We start from the raw sequence: 15,948 nt of genomic DNA, 5'->3' as shown, positions 1-15,948 counted from the left end.
CATCGACCCCGGGAAATGGCTGGTCAGCTCACCGGCACGACGGAAATCCCGCACCGTGGGGTTGCGGAACCGGCCGGTAGCGGTTGGATGGAACACATGCGCCGAGCGACCCAGCTGATCGCCGCGCTGCTCGGGGGGCTCACGGCCGGCTGCGGCCCGGAACCACCGGCGGCGCCGCCCACGCCGTCCCCGCCGGCCGCCTCCCCCGCCCCCGTCACCGCGGCGGGCGAGGCGCGGGCGGCCGCGCCGGACAGCGTCTCCCGGCCGCCCGCCGGCGACGCGCGGCCGCTCGGCTCCGGACAGGACATCCGTACCGCCGATCTGGCCGCCCGGGTGCGGGTCACCGAGGAGCCGGCCGGTCCCGACCAGGCCGGTGACCCGCCGTACGTGGTCCGGGTGACCGTCAGGGTGCTGCGCGGCACGTGGGAGTTCGGGCCGGCGCTGGTCCGGCTGCGCTACGCCGGCGGCTCGGAGAGCGGCCCGATCGACGGCGCCTCCCGCCCACCGGGCGCCATGACGCTGCACACCGGCGCGTCGTTCACCTGGCGCGTCCCGTTCGAGCACTCCGCCGGCGTCGGCATCGGCGCGGGCGCCCAGATCCTGGTCATCGACGCACGTGGCGTCGTCCTCGCCGCCTGGACCACCTGAGGCCGCACCGTCCGGCCGGCGCCGGCCCGCCCCGGCGCCGCGATCCCGCCGGGGTGCGCGCCGCGCGCATCGGCGCTCGCCGCCGGACCCTCCGCACCGGGATGCCGGATTGCGAGCCGGCGCGCATCGGCGCTCGCCGCACTAGGCTCCGGTCATGACGACTCCCGCGCCGCAGGATCTGGGCCTGCTGGAGGCCCTGCACTCCACCCCGGCCCGCCGCTACCTGTCCACCGAGCCGATCGCCGACGACGTCATCCGGGCCGTCCTGGACGCCGCGGTCCGCGGCCCCTCCGGCGGCAACAGCCAGGCGTGGGCCTGGATCGTGGTCCGCGACCCGGAGGTCAAGAAGCAGATCGCCGGCTGGTACCGCGAGGGCTGGGAACGCCACTACGGCTCCCGCCGCGAGCAGATCCTGAACGCCCCGGACGACGGCCCGATGAGCAAGCGCACCTTCCTGGCCGCCGACCACCTGGCCAACCACATCGAGCAGGCCCCGGTCTGGATCGTCCCGGTCCTGCTCGGCGCCGCGAAATCCGGCAACCCGCGACTCGGGTCGTCGATCTACGGGGCGGTGCAGCAGCTGATGCTGGCCGCCCGGGCGTACGGCCTGGGCTCCACCCTGACCACCCTGCACATCGGGCACGAGGAGGAGGTACGCGACCTTCTCGGCCTTCCCGCCGACGCGCTGACCATGGCGATCGTCCCGCTCGGCTACCCGAGCAGGGGCCGCTGGGCGCAGCCCAGGCGCCGCCCGCTGGAGGAGGTCGTCTTCTTCGACCGTTACGAGGAGCGCTAGCGCACGCTGGGCGGCGTACCGGGACAGCGTTTCAGCTGGGTTGGCGGCCGGAGTACTGGCCGGTGGGGCGGAAGCGGGCCGGGCGGTTGGCGTACTCCTCAAGGGCGTGTGCCAGCCAGCCCGCGGTGCGGGCGACGGCGAAGATCGCCTCGCCCGCGTCGGGCGGCATGTCGTAACGCAGGGCGAGGGCGGCCAGCGCGAGGTCGATGTTGGGCAGGATGCCTGACCGGGTACGCACGGCGTCCGCCAGCCGGGTCGCCGCCGCGCGCACCGGGTGATCGCCGAGCAGGTCGAACAGGGCGCCGGCGCGCGGATCCCCGGAGGCATACAGCGGGTGGCCGAAGCCGGGGATGCCACCGGTGGCGCGCAGCCGCTCCGAGATGATCGTGATCGGATCGCCGCCGGAGAGCGCCGCGGCCACCAGCGGGTGGACGTGTTCGCTGGCGGCGCCGTGCAGCGGGCCGTCGAGCGCCGCGAGCCCGGCGCTGATCACCGCATAGGGGTGGGCGCGGGTGGAGGCGGCGACCCGGGCGGCCAGCGTCGACGCGGCGATGTCGTGGTCGGCGAGCAGGATCAGGGCGGCTTCCAGGGTGCGCCGGCCGGAATCCGAGATCGGCTGGCCGGTGAGGCGCGGCCAGAGGAGCCCGGCGAGCGATCCGGCCCCCGCCGAGCGCTCGCCCCGAGCGCAGTGGTCCGTCCCCCCGGACCCGTCCGTCCCCCCGGACCCCTGCGTCCCCCCGGATCCCTGCGCCCCCTCGGTTCCCGGACTTCCCGGCGCGGCCGACGGACCCGCTGGGGGGACGGTCGGCGGGACCACCGGCAGGGCGGCGACCATCGTGGCGATCAGCGTGCGGCCGGTGGTGAGGACGGCCGCCGGCGAGGTGTCGAAGCGCAGCGGGTCCGCGGCGGCGACCGCGGCGACCGTGACCCGCAGCCGGTCGGCGAGCCGGGCCGCGCCGGGCAGCGCGGACCCGATGCGCCTGGCCAGCGCGACCATGTCCGCGTTCGACGGGAACGGCTCGTGCCGCGGCTCACCGGTCCACAGCAGATTGGCCACGGCCTCGTAGGTCGCCGTGCGCGCCAGCTCGGTGGCGTCGTGGCCGCGGTAGAACAGCGCGCCGTCGCGGATCAGCGTGATGCCGGTCCGGATGTTCGGCGTCACCCGGCGTCGGCTCGCGATCAGCGTGTCCACGTCCGCTTTCGCGAACATGCTGCCCTTGCCGGCCGCGTTGCGGCGGCTCGACAGCAGGCCACGACTGACGTACGCGTAGATCGTCGCCGGTTTCACGCCGAGCCGCTGGGCGACCTGTTCCGTGGTGAGCAGCTGTTCCGACGTCATGTGCACATCATCTCATGTTGACTGCGTCAACATTGACTGGCCCGTCCGCCAGTCGTCATGTTGAAGACATGCTGACTGTCAACCCTGGACTCGCCGGTGTCGTCGCGTTCGACACCGAGATCGCCGAACCCGACCGCGACGGCGGCTCCCTGCGCTACCGCGGTGTCGACATCCGCTCCCTGGCCGGCCACGTCACCTTCGGCGACGTCTGGGGCCTGCTCGCCGACGGCGAGTTCACCCGGCCGCTGCCCCCGGCCGGACCGGTCCCGCTCCCGGTGCGCTCCGGGGACGCCCGTGCCGACGTGCAGGCGGCGGTGTCGCTGCTCGCGCCGCACTGGAGCCTGCGCCAGCTGATCGACATCGACGACGCGCAGGCCCGCGACGACCTGGCCCGCACGTCGGCGACGGTCCTGTCGTACGTCGCTCAGGCCGCCCGCGGCTCGGGCCCGGCCGCGGTCCCGCAACGCCTGGTCGACGCCGGTCGCAGCGCCACCGAGCGTTTCATGATCCGCTGGCGGGGCGAGCCGGACCCGCGGCACGTGGCCGCGCTCGACCGCTACTGGGTGTGCGCCGCCGAGCACGGCATGAACGCCTCGACGTTCACCGCGCGGGTCGTCGCCAGCACCGGCGCGGACGTGCCGGCCTGCCTGTCGGCGGCGATCGCGGCGCTCTCCGGGCCGCTGCACGGGGGCGCGCCGGCCCGGGTGCTCGGCATGATCGAGGCGGTGGAGCGGTCCGGGGACGCGCGGGCGTACGTCCGCGGCGTCCTGGATGGCGGCCACCGGCTGATGGGTTTCGGCCATGCGGTCTACCGCGCCGAGGACCCGCGCGCCCGGATCCTGCGGGAGGCGGCGTTCGAACTGGGCGCGCCGCGCTTCGAGGTGGCCCGGGAGCTGGAACTGGCCGCGCTCGCCGAGCTGCGCGAACGCAAGCCGGACCGGGTGCTGGAAACCAACGTCGAGTTCTGGGCCGCGGTGGTGCTGGACTTCGCCGGGGTGCCCGCGGAGCTGTTCACGGCGCTGTTCACCTGCGCCCGGACGGCCGGCTGGAGCGCGCACGTGCTGGAACAGAAGCGCCTCGGCAAGATCATCCGGCCGTCCGCGGACTACGTCGGCCCGGGCGCCCGGGAGGCGGCCGAGGTGCGCGGCTGGGCCGACGCGGTACGGCGCACCTCGTGAGCCAGGTGGACTTCGGGCGTACCGCGCGGGACTACGCCCGGCACCGGGCCGGTTTCCCGCCGGCGCTGCTCGACCGGCTCGCCGCGTACGGCGTCGGCGCCGCCGGGCAGACCGTTCTGGACCTGGGCACCGGAACCGGCAGCCTGGCCCGGCTGTTCGCCCTGCGCGGCGCCACGGTGACCGGAATCGATCTCGCTGAGCCGCTGCTGGACGAGGCCCGGCGCCTGGACCGCGCGGCCGGCGTCGACGTCACCTACGCGGTCGCCGCCGCCGAGCGCACCGGCCTGCCCGGCGCCGCGTTCGACGTGGTCGCCGCCGGCCAGTGCTGGCATTGGTTCCGCGCCGACGAGGCCGCCGCCGAGGCCCGCCGGCTGCTGCGCCGCGGCGGCCGGATCGTGCTGGCGCACTTCGACTGGCTGCCGCTGCCCGGCACCGTGGTCGCGGCCACCGAGCGGCTGATCCTGGCGCACAACCCGGCGTGGCCGCTGGCCGGCGGCACCGGCCTGCACCCCCGCTGGTTGACCGACCTGCGCCGGGCCGGTTTCACCGGGATCGAGACGTTCTCGTTCGACGTGGACGTGCCGTACACCCGCGCCGGCTGGGTCGGCCGCATCCGGGCGAGCGCCGGCGTGGCGGCCAGCCTCCCACCGGCCGCGGTCGAGCGTTTCTCCACCGAGCTGACCGCCCTGATCGCCGACGAGGACCTGTCCGTGCCGCACCGGGTGTGGGCGGTCGTCGCCAAGCGGTAGATCATGAATCGTCCGGTCAGCGGGATCGTCACGCCGCACGCCGAAGTAGTAGGACGTCGCGGACTTCTGCGCGAGGTCGGGAAGGCTGGCATCTATTTAGGATCGTGACCGCTGTGTAGACGTTGACGGAATTCCGGGAGATCGCCCTTGGGCACGGCATGCCGCGGGATGCCATCGACTACTGGGTAAGCCTCGCGCGTCCGTGTCTCTCCCTGGACGGCGACGGCGACGGCCCGGTCATGGGGTATTTCGGTGGCCGGCCGGCGCTGCCGGCGGCCGTAGCCTGGCCCGCGGGCCACGCACACCTCGCCTTGTTCTCCGTGTGCTCCCGGGAGGACCTCGCCGCGCGCAGGTTCGAGACCGTGGAGCTGGTGTCCGACTTCCTCGGGTGACCACGCGGCCGCCCCGTCGTTGCCGTACCGGTCCGGCGGCCAGCCTACCCGGTACCCCGACCTGGCGAAGCACGTAAGGCCGGCCGGTGCGTCTCGACACGATCCTCACCCTGCCGGGCAAGCACGGGCGCGGATGTCGCTGGGCAGGGGCCGACGCCGGGGCGGTCGGGGAGCAGGGATGCCCGGGCCGCGGGCAGGCACGGGCGCGGGCTGCCCCGCGAGGGGCGGGGTGGGCGGCGCCGGCAGGGGGACCGGGCCGCGCCGGCAGGGGCGGGACGGGGCGGGGCGGGCGGTGGCGCGGGGGCTGCCCGCCGTACCGGGGAAGGCCGGTGTCAAGCGGCGAGCGCGGCGTACCGGCCGCCGTGCGACAGCAGGGACTCGTGGGTGCCGGACTCCAGGACCCGGCCGTGGTCGATCACCACGATCTGGTCCGCGTCCCGGACCGTGGACAGCCGGTGCGCGATGGTGACCGTGGTGCGGCCACGGGCCAACTCGTCGAAAGCCTGCTGCACGGCCCGCTCGGTCTCGGTGTCCAGTGCGCTGGTCGCCTCGTCCAGCACCAGGATGCGGGGGTTGCGCAGCAGGGTGCGGGCGATCGCGATGCGCTGCTTCTCGCCGCCGGAGAAGCGGTGCCCGCGGGAGCCGACCACGGTGTCGTACCCGTCCGGCAGGGCGGCGATCAGCGGGTGGATCTGGGCGGCGGTGGCGGCCGCGACGATCTCCTCGTCGGTCGCGTCGGGTTTCGCGTAGCGCAGGTTCTCCCGGATCGTGGTGTGCAGCAGGTACGTCTCCTGGCTGACCACCCCGACCATCTCCGACAGGTCGGCGAGGGACAGGTCGCGCAGGTCGACGCCGTCGATCGTCACGCGGCCCGCGGTGGGGTCGTGGAGGCGGGCGATCAGGGCGGCGATCGTGCTCTTGCCGGAACCGGTCTCACCGACCAGGGCGAGCGAGGTGCCGGCGGGCACGTCCAGGGTGACGCCGGCGAGCGCGGCGGGTGAGCGGTCGTCGTACGCGAAGGTCACGTCCTCGAAACGCAGGTGGCCGCGCACCCGCGCCAGGCGTACCGGATGGGCCGGCTCCTCGATCTCGACCGGCAGGTCGAGGTATTCGAAGATCCGCGCGAACAGCGCGAGCGAGCTGGTCAGCGTGACGCTCACATCGAGCAGGCTCATCAGCGGCCGGAACAGGTTGCCCTGCAGCGCGGTGAACGCCACCAGGGTGCCGATGCTCATCGCGCCGGCGGCGAACGGCAGTCCGGCGGCGAGGTAGATGGTCGCCGGGATGACCGCGAAGACGACGCTCATGGCCGCCATCCGCCAGCGTCCGGCGAGCTCGGAGCGCAGTTCCAGGTCGATCAGCCGGTTCGACGAGCGGGTGAACCGCTCGACCTGCGCGGCGCCGGCGCCCATCGTCTTGCTGAGCTGGATGCCGTTGATCGACAGCCCCTCCTCGATGATCACGTTGAGCTCGGCGAGCTCCCGCTGGCGCTGCGCGGTGATCTTCTGGCGCATCCGGGCGACCCGGCGGGTCAGGTAGATCGCCGGGGGCAGCACGAGCAGCGAGATCAGGGTGAGCTGCCAGGTCAGCGCGATCATCGCGACGAGGGTGGCGACCACGGTGGTGAGGTTGGCCGCGATGCTGGTCGCGGTCGAGGTGACCACGGTCTGCATGCCGCCGATGTCGTTGGTGATCCGGGACTGCACCTCGCCGGTGCGGGTGCGGGTGAAGAAGCCCACCGACTGCCGCTGCAGGTGGCGGAAGACGTCGACGCGCAGCCGGTGCATGACCCGCTGGCCGACGGTGGTGGAGATCCACGTCTGCACCACGCCGAGCGCCGAGGTGACCGCGGCGACCACCACCATGCCCAGCACCAGCTGGACGAGCAGGCGCAGGTCGCGCTGCGGCAGGGCGACGTCGATGACCTCGCGGAGCAGGAACGGCGACGCCATGCCGAGCGCGGATGACGCCACGATGATGGCCACGACCGAGGCGAGTTGCCGCCGGTGGCCGATGAAGAGCGCGCCGATGCGGCGCAGCGAGACGGCTCGGGCCTGCGCCCGCTCCGCGGGGGTCACGGTCCGTGCCGCGCCCCGGCCGGGATGTTCGGCCAAATTCACGACCTTTCCTCGTACGAAGGAGGCCACCGCGCCGTGGTATGCGTCCCGCCGCGGGGCCCCCGGACAAGCTGAGGTTACCTCAACATGAGGGAGCAACGGTAATCGCTGCTACCTTGTTCCGGTGGAGGAAGAGTCGCTGCCGGAGGCGTTCTGGGCGGTCAGCCGGCGGATCCGGGAGCACGCCAGGCGGGAGATGGAGCCCTGGGGCATCGCTCCCTCGCAGTTCCGCGCCCTCAACATGCTGCTGACCCACGGCGAGATGCGCCTGAGCACCCTCGCCGAGCACCTGCGCATCGCCCCGCGCTCGGCCACCGAGGTGGTCGACGACCTGCAGCGGCGCGGTCTGGTCGAGCGCCGCCCGGACCCGGCCGACCGCCGCGCCACCCTGGTCGCGCTCACCGGGCCGGGCCGGGCCACCGGCGAGGGCGTCCGGGCCGCCCGGGCCGCCGCGGGCGAGCGCCTCTTCGCCGTCCTGGACGACGCCGACCGCGCCGAGCTGGCCCGCATCCTGCGCCGCCTGGCCTCCTGATGCGGCCCGGCGCGCGCCTGGCCGCATCCGCGCCGCTCACCCCCGCGACGCCGATCGCAGGAGCACCGCGACGGTCAGAAACCCCGCAACGCCGGTCGCAGGAGCACCGCGCCGCAGGCCGCGACCGAACCCAGGCACAGCAGCGTGAGGTAGAGCACGGCCGGCACCGCGACCAGCGACGTCGCGTTGAGCACGCCGAGTGCGAGCAGGGTGATCAGGCACCAGGTCAGGGCGACCCGGGCGGTGTGCCCGAGCGCGTCCCGGGCCAGGATCGCCCGCTCGTCGGTGCGACCGTCCGCGCCGACCCGCATCGACTGGGCGAACTCGTCGGCCGCCTGGGCCAGCGACGCCGCATCCACCACGGACGCCATGGCGATCTCGAACAGGGCCAGCGTGCGGTGCGCGCCGGGGTGCCCGGGCGCCAGGGTCAGCGCCCGGCCGATCGCCTCCCGCGCGCTCAGCGGGCGGCCCGCGGCGAACAGCGCCCGGCCGAGCGTGACGTGCAGGTCCGCGTCGTAACCGGCGAGCTCGATCGCGATGGTCAACCCGGTCAGGGCGTCGCCGACCCGGCCGGCCGCCAGTTGCGCCTGCGCGAGCCGGTCGTGCAGCCGTGGATTGCCCGGGTCCTGGCGGCAGGCGGCGGCCGCGGCGTCGATCGCCTCACGGTGCCGCCCGAGCTCGGTGGCGGTCCGGCTGAGCCAGTAGAGCGTCTCCGGGCCGGACGGGTCGAGCCGCCAGGCGGCCCGGGCCGAGCGCAGCGCCCCGGTCGGATCGCCCATCTCCAGCCGCGCCCGGGCCAGCCGGTGCCAGGCCTCCACGTTCTCCGGTTGCCGGCCGACGATCGGCGCGAGCAGGTGGGCGGCGTTCTCCGCACGGCCACGGGCGAGCAGGTCGTCGGCCTGGGACAGCAAGGGCTCGGTTCGCACGCCGGTGTTGATCGGCGACGCGCCGGCCGATCTGGGGCAACCGCGCGTTGCGGCCCGGTTGCGTCAGTCGCGGCCCCGTAGCTCGTTGCGGTAGCCGACCAGGGCGTCCACCATCCCCTGCACGAACCGCTCGACCACCTGCAGCTCCGCCACGTCGAACCGCTCCATGACCGCGTCCGTGCGCGGCGCCAGCGGGGTGAAGAAGGCACTGGCCAGCAGCATCCCGGCCTCGCCGTAGCGCAGGTGCACCACCCGCCGGTCGGCGCTCTCCCGGATGCGGCGCAGGTGCCCGCCGCGTTCCAGCCGATCGATCAGCGCGGTGGTGGCGCCGGAGGACAGCCCGATCGCCTCGCCCAGCCGGCCCGGGGTCAACGGCGCACCGGCCCGCTCGGCGTGCATCACCGCCAGCAGCGCGTGCAGGTCCGTGCCGTGCATGTGGTGGCGGCCGGCGAAGGCGTGCCCGATGTGGTTGGCCTCGCTGGAGTAGGCGTTCAGCAGGTCGACGAGCCGGGAGCGCAGGCGCTGCCGCTCCACCGCTTCGCCGGCGGAGGCTTCGGTTTCCTTCACCCCGCCAGTGTTGCAGATCGCCCACCGGCGGTGGAGAATCTCGATGATCGAGATTCTTAGCCTTGGAGGATTCATGAGACGGGCATGGGCGTCCCTGCTGCTGGCCCTGGTGCTCGGCGGCCTGGTGATCGGCCTGGCGGGATCGACCAGGGTCACCAACGACCCGAACGCCTCGCTGCCGTCGTCGGCCGAGTCCACCCGCGTGGCCCAGCTGCAGAAACAGCTGCCGTCCGGCCGCACCAGCGCCGCCCTGATCGTGGTCGCCAAGGGGGGTCAGCCGCTGACCGACGCCGACCTGGCCCCGGCCGGGCGGCTCGGCACGCCGATCGTCAGCCCGGACCGCCGCGCCGCGATCGTGTCGGTGCCGCTGCCGGCCGGCGTGTCGTCCGACGAGACCATCGCCGCGGTCGCCGACCTGCGGACCCGGGCCGGGGCCGGGCTGCCGGCCGGAGTCACCGCGGAGGTGACCGGTGCCGCCGGGTTCACCGCCGACCTGGCCGACAGCTTCACCGGGGCGAACACCCGGCTGCTGATCGTCACCGTGGCGGTGGTCGCGGTGCTGCTGCTGGTCACCTACCGCAGCCCGCTGCTCTGGCTGGTCCCGCTGGCCGTCGTGGGACTCGCCGACCGGGTGACCACCAGCCTCGTCGCGCTGCTCTCGCGGCACACCGACCTGCCGGTGAGCGGTTCCACCACCGGCATCGTGACCGTGCTGGTGTTCGGCGCCGGCACCGACTACGCGCTGCTGCTGATCTCGCGCTACCGCGAGGAGCTGCACCGGCACGAGGACCGGTTCACCGCGATGCGGCAGGCGCTGCGCGGCGCCGGCCCGGCCATCGCGGCCAGCGCCGGCACGGTCGTCCTGAGCCTGCTCACCCTGCTGCTGGCCAGCCTGCGCAGCAACGTCTCGCTGGGCGTCACGGCCGCCGCCGGCATCGCGATCGCCGCGGTGTTCGCGCTGCTGGTGCTGCCGGCCGCGCTCGTGGTCTGCGGCCGCGGGCTGTTCTGGCCGTTCGTGCCCCGGCCCGGGCAGGGCGGCGTCGAGGCGGAGCGGGGGTTGTGGGCCCGGATCGGGCGCGCGGTGGCCGCCAGGCCGGTCGCGGTGACCCTGGCGTCGGTGATCGTGCTGGGCCTGCTCTGCGCCGGCGGCCTCGGCACCCGGCTCGGACTGTCGCAGAGCGAGCAGTTCCGGGTGCGCTCCGAGTCGGTCGCCGGGCTGGAGACCCTGTCGAGGTATTTCCCGGCCGGCGCGGCCAGCCCGACGATCGTGCTGACCAGCCCGGAGCAGGCGCCGTCGGCGCTCGCCACGGTCTCCGGCACGCCAGGCGTGGCCCAGGCCCGGATCGCCGAGCGGACCGCCACCCGGGCGAGCATCCAGGTGATCCTGGACGCCGCGCCGGACACCCCGGCCGCCTTCGACACGATCCGCGCGCTGCGCGCCGAGCTGGCCGGGCGGGCGCTCGTCGGCGGCAGCGTGGCGACCAGTCTGGACACCCGGGACGCCACCCGGCGCGACCTGCGGGTGATCGTCCCGGTGATCCTGCTGGTGGTGCTGCTCGTGCTGGTGGTCCTGCTGCGCGCGCTGGTCGCCCCGGCGCTGCTGATCGCCACGGTGATCCTCAGCTTCCTGGCCGCGCTGGGCGCCGGGTCGCTGCTGTTCGACCACGCGCTGGACAACCAGGTGCCGCTGTTCTCGTTCCTGTTCCTGGTGGCGCTCGGGGTGGACTACAACATCTTCCTGGTCACCCGGGCCCGCGAGGAGGCCGGCCGGCGCGGCACGCGGGACGGCATGGTGCACGCGGTCGCGGTCACCGGCGCGGTGATCACGAGCGCCGGCATCCTGCTGGCGGCGGTGTTCGCGGTGCTCGGCGTGCTGCCGGTGATCACGCTGACCCAGATCGGCGTGATCGTGATGATCGGGGTGCTGCTGGACACCCTGCTCGTGCGTACGGTGCTGGTCCCGGCCCTGGCCACCCTCCTCGGCGACCGGTTCTGGTGGCCCGGCCGGCCGCGGCCGAGCGCCGAGCTCCCGCGGCCCGCCGGCCGCGGCCGAGCGGCGCGCCGGACACGCGCCGGGCGATGACGGCGGAGCGCGCCGGGCGCCCCGCGGGCGGGACCGAGCGACACGTCCGCCGGCCGCGGCCGAGCGGCGCGCCGGGCGGTCGTGGCGGCCCGGCGCGCGCGCCGGTTCAGGAGCCCGCGGCCGGCACCGGGACGCCGGCGAACGGGATGGCCGCCGCGGCGGTGCCCTCCTCCCCCGCCGGGTGCCGCCACAGGCCGCGGCGGCGCAGCTCGGGCAGCACCCCCTCGCCGAACCAGTACGCCTCCTCCAGGTGCGGGTACCCGGACAGGATGAACTCCTCGATGCCGAGCGCGGCGTACTCCGCGATCCGGTCGGCGACCTCGGTGTGGCTACCGACCAGGGCGGTGCCGGCGCCGCCGCGGACCAGCCCGATCCCGGCCCACAGGTTGGGCGAGACGACCAGGCCGTCGCGGCTGCCGCCGTGCAGGTCGAGCATCCGCCGCTGGCCCTCCGACTCGCTGCGCCGCAGCCCGGCCTGCACCGTGGCGATGTCCCGCTCGGAGACGTTGCGCAACAGCCGGGCCGCCTCCGCCCAGGCCGCCTCCGCGGTGTCCCGGGTGATCACGTGCAGCCGGATGCCGAAGCGCATGTCCGGTTTCAGGGTGCGGATCCAGGCCAGCTTCTCGGCCACCTGGGCGGGCGGCTCACCCCAGGTCAGGTAGACGTCGGCGTGCTCGGCGGCGACCGGGCCGGCGGCCTTCGACGAGCCGCCGAAGTAGATCGCCGGCGGCGTCCGCGGCACCCGGGCCAGGTGAGCGTTCTCCACCCGCAGGTGCGCGCCCTGGTACGTCACGGTCGCGCCGCGCAGCAGCGGGCGGACGATGCCGAGGAACTCCGCGGTGCGCGCGTAGCGGGCGTCCTTGTCCAGGAAGTCGCCGAACTGCCGCTGCTCGCTGGACTCGCCACCGGTGACCACGTTGAGCAGCAGCCGCCCGCCGGAGAGCCGCTGGAACGTCGAGGCCATCTGCGCCGCCAGGGTCGGCGCGATCAGCCCGGGCCGGAACGCGACCAGGAACTTCAGCCGCTCGGTGACCTCGGTGAGCATGGCGGTGGTCAGCCAGGCGTCCTCGCACCAGGCGCCGGTCGGGGTGAGCGCGCCGACGAAGCCGAGCTGCTCGGCGCCGCGCGCGATCTGGCCGAGGTAGCCGATGGTCAGCGGGCGCACCCCGCCGGCCGAGCCGACCGGCGTGCCGTGGCCGCCGCCCACGATGTCCCGGCTGTCGCCGTTGGTGGGGAGGAACCAGTGGAAGTCCATGGCCGGGAGCCTACCCACAAATCCCATCGGCTGAATAGGAGGGCTCGGCGAGATCGGCGCCGGGCCCGCCGGACACGAATCGGGCCGGGGCGCTCGCCCCGGCCCGATTCCCCGCACCCCGTCAAGACTTGAAGACGTCCTTGATCTTCTCGCCGGCCTGCTTGAGGTTGGCGCTGGTCTGGTCCGCCCGGCCCTCGGCCTCGAGACGTTCGTCGTCGGTCGCCCGGCCGACGCCCTCCTTGACCTTGCCGCCCATCTCCTCGGCCTTGTTGTCGACCTTGTCATCAAAAGCCATCGTGCGCCTCCGGGGGCTCGAGTCCGCGTTGCCTACGACCGTCGGAATACCCCGCCGCCGCGAACCCATGCCGGCCTCTCGTGCCGACTCGGGCCGGCCGGGACGGCGGGGTCACCGGCGGCGCCGGGCCACTGCGTTATGGTGGGCGCCGACCCCGGGGAGCGTGGATGCCGTCTAGGAAGGCCAGCAGCGCGGCGAGGGCGGGCAAGCCCACCTCCAGCGACGTCGCCGCGGCGGCGGGGGTCTCCCGGTCGGCCGTGTCATTCGCGTTCAACAACCCGCAGCGGATCTCGTCGGCGACCCGGGAGCGGATCCTGGCGGCCGCCGAGGAGCTCGGCTACACGCCGAACACGCTGGGGCGGATGCTGCAGGCCGGTACCACCAACTCGATCGGGGTGCTGCTGCCGCAGCGGCTGGCGCAGATCCTGGAGAACCCGTACTACTCGCGGTTCCTGATGGGCGCCGGGCAGGTGTGCGACCAGGAGGGGTACACGCTGCTGCTGACCCCGCCGCTGCAGGACTCGGTGCTCAAGGCGATCCCGTACGCGGCGGTGGACGGGTTCGTCGTCTGCGGTCTGGAGATCGACCGCGGCGAGGTGGCCGAGCTGGACCGGCGCGGGATCCCGTTCGTGCTGATCGACTCCGACCGGCACGAGGGCGCGCCCAGCGTCGAGGTCGACGACCGCGGCGGGGCCCGGGAGGTGGCCCGCTACCTGCTGGAGCTGGGGCACCGGCGGCTCGCGGTGCTCTCCATCGACCCGGGGCCGGGGGTGCCGGCGCGCGGCTACCGGGGGCCGCTGGCCCGGCGGCTGGCCGGGATCGGCGACGCGCTCGCCGAGGCCGGATTGACCATGTCGGACGTACGGCTGGCCGAGGTGCCGGTGACGCGTACCGACGGATACCGGGCCACCCGGGAGCTGATGAGCGCCGCGGCACGGCCGACCGCGATCCTGGCGCTGTCCGACGTGCTCGCCTTCGGGGCCGTGGACGCGTTGCAGGAGCTCGGCGTGGACGTGCCGGGCGAGGTGTCGGTGACCGGTTTCGACGATCTGGCCGAGTCGGCCTGGTTCCGGCCGCGGCTGACCACCGTGCGGCAGCCGATCGTGGCCAAGGGGCGGATCGCCGCCGATTTCCTGATCTCCGCGATCCGGGGCGAGGACCAGCACCCGCATCAGCTGCTCGGCACGTCGCTGATCGTCCGGGAGTCGGCCGCAAAACCGGCATAAGCACCGTCTGCAAGAACTTGCAGAAAGAAAGCACGCGCGACCTATGTAACACGTGTTAGTTGCCTGCTACCGTTCCTCGCCATGACTGATCAACTGGTCGCACCGCCCACCGTCGAGGCGCCGCCGGCATCCTGGTGGCGCAACGCGGTCATCTACCAGATCTACCCGCGCAGCTTCGCCGACTCCAACGGCGACGGCATCGGCGACCTGCCCGGCATCAGCAGCCGCCTGCCGTACCTCAAGGACCTGGGCGTGGACGCGGTCTGGCTGTCCCCGTTCTACGCGTCGCCACAGGCCGACGCGGGTTACGACGTCTCCGACTACCGGCGGGTCGACCCCATCTTCGGCACCGTCGCCGACGCCGCCGAACTGATCACCGGCGCGCACGCGCTCGGTCTGCGGGTGATCGTCGACCTGGTCCCCAATCACTCCTCCGACCAGCACGAATGGTTCCAGCGGGCGCTCGCCGAGGGTCCCGGCTCGCTGTTTCGTGAGCGCTACCACTTCCGCCCCGGGCGCGGTGTGCACGGCGAGCTGCCGCCCAACGACTGGCCGTCGATCTTCGGCGGCCCGGCCTGGACGCGGGTCCCGGACGGCGAGTGGTACCTGCACCTGTTCGCCCCGGAGCAGCCCGACTTCAACTGGGACCATCCGGCGGTCCGCGACGAGTTCAAGACCATCCTGCGGTTCTGGCTCGACCTGGGCGTCGACGGCTTCCGGATCGACGTGGCGCACGGCCTGATCAAGGAGCCGGGCCTGCCGGACGTCGGCGGCGGGGCCGAGTGGCATCTGCTGGGCGTCGGGGAGAGCCCGTGCTTCGACCGCGACGGCGTGCACGAGATCTACCGGTCGTGGCGGCGGATCCTCGACGAGTACCCGGGCGAGCGGATCGCGGTCGCCGAGGCGTGGGCGCCCACGCTGTCCCGGGTGGCGCACTACGTCCGCGACGACGAGCTGCACCAGGCGTTCAACTTCAGCTACCTGGGCACCGCGTGGAACGTGCACGAGCAGCGCCAGATCATCGATGAGTCGCTCGCCGCGATGAGCGCGGTCGGGGCGCCGACCACCTGGACGCTGTCCAACCACGACGTGGTCCGGCACACCACCCGGCTGATGCAGACCGCCGAGGGCGAGGTGGCCGGGCGCAAGGCGGTCGCGGTCGACCCGGTCGCCGGCCTGCGGCGGGCCCGTGCGGCCAGCGCGCTGATGCTGGCGCTGCCCGGCTCGGCGTACCTTTACCAGGGGGAGGAGCTCGGTCTGCCGGAGGTGCTCGACCTGCCGCCGGAGGTGCGCCAGGACCCGGCGTTCCACCGGGCCGCCGGCCAGGACGGGTACCGCGACGGCTGCCGGGTGCCGATCCCGTGGAGCGGTGAGCGGGCCCCGTACGGCTTCGGCCCGGAGGGCGGCGCCAGCTGGCTGCCGCAGCCGGAGTCGTGGGCCCGGCTGAGCGTGGCCGCGCAGGCCGGCGTGCCGGACTCGACGCTGGAGCTGTACCGCGCGGCGCTGGCGCAGCGCCGCGCCAACCCGGCGCTGCGGCCGACCGACAACCTGCGCTGGGTGCCCGCGCCGGCCGGGGTGCTGGCGTTCGAGCGCGCGGTCGAGGGGGCGCCGGTGTTCCGCTGCACGGTCAACATGAGCGACCGGCCGGTGAGCCTCGACCGGCCCGGCGAGCTGCTGCTGGCCAGCGGCCCGCTGGAGGGCGGCCCGGACGAGGTGGTGCTGCCGCCGGACACCACGGCCTGGTGGTCCATCCCCGGCTGATCGGCCCCGGCCACCCGCGGACGGTGCGGGTGGGCGGGAGGTGCGGGCGTGACACGTGTCCACGGGTCACGCCCGCACCTCTGT

At 74.3% G+C, this 15,948-nt stretch carries 15 protein-coding genes; 9 read left to right on the top strand and 6 right to left on the bottom strand.

The window, feature by feature from the left end; genetic code table 11:
- The first annotated feature begins 96 nt into the window (after positions 1-96).
- Positions 97-648 (top strand): hypothetical protein, encoded by a 552-nt coding sequence (locus ACTEI_RS12020; protein WP_145830858.1) that lies wholly within the window; start codon positions 97-99, stop codon positions 646-648.
- A 154-nt stretch (positions 649-802) separates the two neighbouring features.
- Positions 803-1,444 carry a nitroreductase family protein gene (locus ACTEI_RS12015; RefSeq protein ID WP_122977730.1) on the top strand — a complete coding sequence of 214 codons (642 nt, stop codon included), beginning with the start codon at positions 803-805 and terminating at the stop codon, positions 1,442-1,444.
- 31 nt (positions 1,445-1,475) lie between these two features.
- Here ACTEI_RS12015 and ACTEI_RS12010 read toward each other — a convergent pair whose 3' ends face one another.
- The gene (locus tag ACTEI_RS12010) at positions 1,476-2,783 is read right to left on the bottom strand and encodes a citrate synthase (RefSeq protein WP_122977729.1); all 1,308 of its coding nucleotides are present in this window, start codon (positions 2,781-2,783) and stop codon (positions 1,476-1,478) included.
- Between the two features lie 68 nt (positions 2,784-2,851).
- On the opposite strand from ACTEI_RS12010, the gene ACTEI_RS12005 reads away from it, so the two are divergent.
- From ACTEI_RS12005 to ACTEI_RS11995, 3 genes are all read left to right on the top strand, one after another.
- Positions 2,852-3,961: a citrate synthase 2 gene (locus ACTEI_RS12005; protein ID WP_122977728.1), complete on the top strand. Its 1,110-nt coding sequence runs from the start codon at positions 2,852-2,854 to the stop codon at positions 3,959-3,961.
- Entirely contained in the window at positions 3,958-4,710 is a 753-nt protein-coding gene (locus ACTEI_RS12000; RefSeq protein ID WP_122977727.1) for a class I SAM-dependent methyltransferase, read from the top strand. Before ACTEI_RS12005 ends, ACTEI_RS12000 begins: the two co-directional genes overlap by 4 nt.
- Positions 4,711-4,832: 122 nt before the next feature.
- Entirely contained in the window at positions 4,833-5,102 is a 270-nt protein-coding gene (locus ACTEI_RS11995) for a hypothetical protein (RefSeq protein WP_122977726.1), read from the top strand.
- A gap of 332 nt (positions 5,103-5,434) precedes the next feature.
- On the opposite strand, the gene ACTEI_RS11990 is transcribed toward ACTEI_RS11995, so the two are convergent.
- Positions 5,435-7,180 carry an ABC transporter ATP-binding protein gene (locus tag ACTEI_RS11990; protein ID WP_187645976.1) on the bottom strand — a complete coding sequence of 582 codons (1,746 nt, stop codon included), beginning with the start codon at positions 7,178-7,180 and terminating at the stop codon, positions 5,435-5,437.
- Between the two features lie 163 nt (positions 7,181-7,343).
- On the opposite strand from ACTEI_RS11990, the gene ACTEI_RS11985 reads away from it, so the two are divergent.
- Positions 7,344-7,751 carry a MarR family winged helix-turn-helix transcriptional regulator gene (locus ACTEI_RS11985; RefSeq protein WP_239082495.1) on the top strand — a complete coding sequence of 136 codons (408 nt, stop codon included), beginning with the start codon at positions 7,344-7,346 and terminating at the stop codon, positions 7,749-7,751.
- Positions 7,752-7,825: 74 nt separating this feature from the next.
- Here ACTEI_RS11985 and ACTEI_RS11980 read toward each other — a convergent pair whose 3' ends face one another.
- Together ACTEI_RS11980 and ACTEI_RS11975 are read right to left on the bottom strand one after the other, a co-directional pair.
- Positions 7,826-8,677, bottom strand: a complete 852-nt coding sequence (locus tag ACTEI_RS11980) for a tetratricopeptide repeat protein (protein WP_122977724.1) — start codon at positions 8,675-8,677, stop codon at positions 7,826-7,828.
- 63 nt (positions 8,678-8,740) lie between these two features.
- Positions 8,741-9,244, bottom strand: coding sequence for a MarR family winged helix-turn-helix transcriptional regulator (locus ACTEI_RS11975; RefSeq protein ID WP_239082496.1), 504 nt, complete (start codon positions 9,242-9,244; stop codon positions 8,741-8,743).
- A 73-nt stretch (positions 9,245-9,317) separates the two neighbouring features.
- On the opposite strand from ACTEI_RS11975, the gene ACTEI_RS11970 reads away from it, so the two are divergent.
- On the top strand, positions 9,318-11,327 hold the full coding sequence (locus tag ACTEI_RS11970) for an MMPL family transporter (protein ID WP_122977722.1): 2,010 nt from the start codon (positions 9,318-9,320) through the stop codon (positions 11,325-11,327).
- Between the two features lie 106 nt (positions 11,328-11,433).
- Here ACTEI_RS11970 and ACTEI_RS11965 read toward each other — a convergent pair whose 3' ends face one another.
- Entirely contained in the window at positions 11,434-12,582 is a 1,149-nt protein-coding gene (locus tag ACTEI_RS11965) for an LLM class flavin-dependent oxidoreductase (RefSeq protein ID WP_239082497.1), read from the bottom strand.
- A gap of 121 nt (positions 12,583-12,703) precedes the next feature.
- Positions 12,704-12,877: a CsbD family protein gene (locus ACTEI_RS11960; protein WP_122977720.1), complete on the bottom strand. Its 174-nt coding sequence runs from the start codon at positions 12,875-12,877 to the stop codon at positions 12,704-12,706.
- A gap of 167 nt (positions 12,878-13,044) precedes the next feature.
- Between ACTEI_RS11960 and ACTEI_RS11955 the strand changes: the two genes are divergently transcribed.
- Together ACTEI_RS11955 and ACTEI_RS11950 are read left to right on the top strand one after the other, a co-directional pair.
- Complete coding sequence (locus ACTEI_RS11955; RefSeq protein ID WP_122977719.1) at positions 13,045-14,103, top strand: LacI family DNA-binding transcriptional regulator; 1,059 nt, start codon at positions 13,045-13,047, stop codon at positions 14,101-14,103.
- Positions 14,104-14,184: 81 nt separating this feature from the next.
- Entirely contained in the window at positions 14,185-15,864 is a 1,680-nt protein-coding gene (locus ACTEI_RS11950; protein WP_122977718.1) for a glycoside hydrolase family 13 protein, read from the top strand.
- Positions 15,865-15,948 lie beyond the last annotated feature (84 nt).

Source organism: Actinoplanes teichomyceticus ATCC 31121 (assembly GCF_003711105.1).
Lineage (GTDB): Bacteria > Actinomycetota > Actinomycetes > Mycobacteriales > Micromonosporaceae > Actinoplanes > Actinoplanes teichomyceticus.
The sequence above is the reverse complement of the archived record's forward strand: the minus strand, read 5'-3'. Positions and strand labels throughout refer to the sequence as shown.

Excerpts from the sequence above, each read along its gene's own strand:
- ACTEI_RS11950 (WP_122977718.1), top strand. The coding sequence starts at position 14,185 with ATGACTGATCAACTGGTCGCACCGCCCACCGTCGAGGCGCCGCCGGCA.
- ACTEI_RS11970 (WP_122977722.1), top strand. The coding sequence starts at position 9,318 with ATGAGACGGGCATGGGCGTCCCTGCTGCTGGCCCTGGTGCTCGGCGGC.
- ACTEI_RS12005 (WP_122977728.1), top strand. The coding sequence starts at position 2,852 with ATGCTGACTGTCAACCCTGGACTCGCCGGTGTCGTCGCGTTCGACACC.
- ACTEI_RS12020 (WP_145830858.1), top strand. The coding sequence starts at position 97 with ATGCGCCGAGCGACCCAGCTGATCGCCGCGCTGCTCGGGGGGCTCACG.
- ACTEI_RS12010 (WP_122977729.1), bottom strand. The coding sequence starts at position 2,783 with ATGACGTCGGAACAGCTGCTCACCACGGAACAGGTCGCCCAGCGGCTC.
- ACTEI_RS11960 (WP_122977720.1), bottom strand. The coding sequence starts at position 12,877 with ATGGCTTTTGATGACAAGGTCGACAACAAGGCCGAGGAGATGGGCGGC.
- ACTEI_RS11965 (WP_239082497.1), bottom strand. The coding sequence starts at position 12,582 with ATGGACTTCCACTGGTTCCTCCCCACCAACGGCGACAGCCGGGACATC.
- ACTEI_RS11955 (WP_122977719.1), top strand. The coding sequence starts at position 13,045 with ATGCCGTCTAGGAAGGCCAGCAGCGCGGCGAGGGCGGGCAAGCCCACC.
- ACTEI_RS12015 (WP_122977730.1), top strand. The coding sequence starts at position 803 with ATGACGACTCCCGCGCCGCAGGATCTGGGCCTGCTGGAGGCCCTGCAC.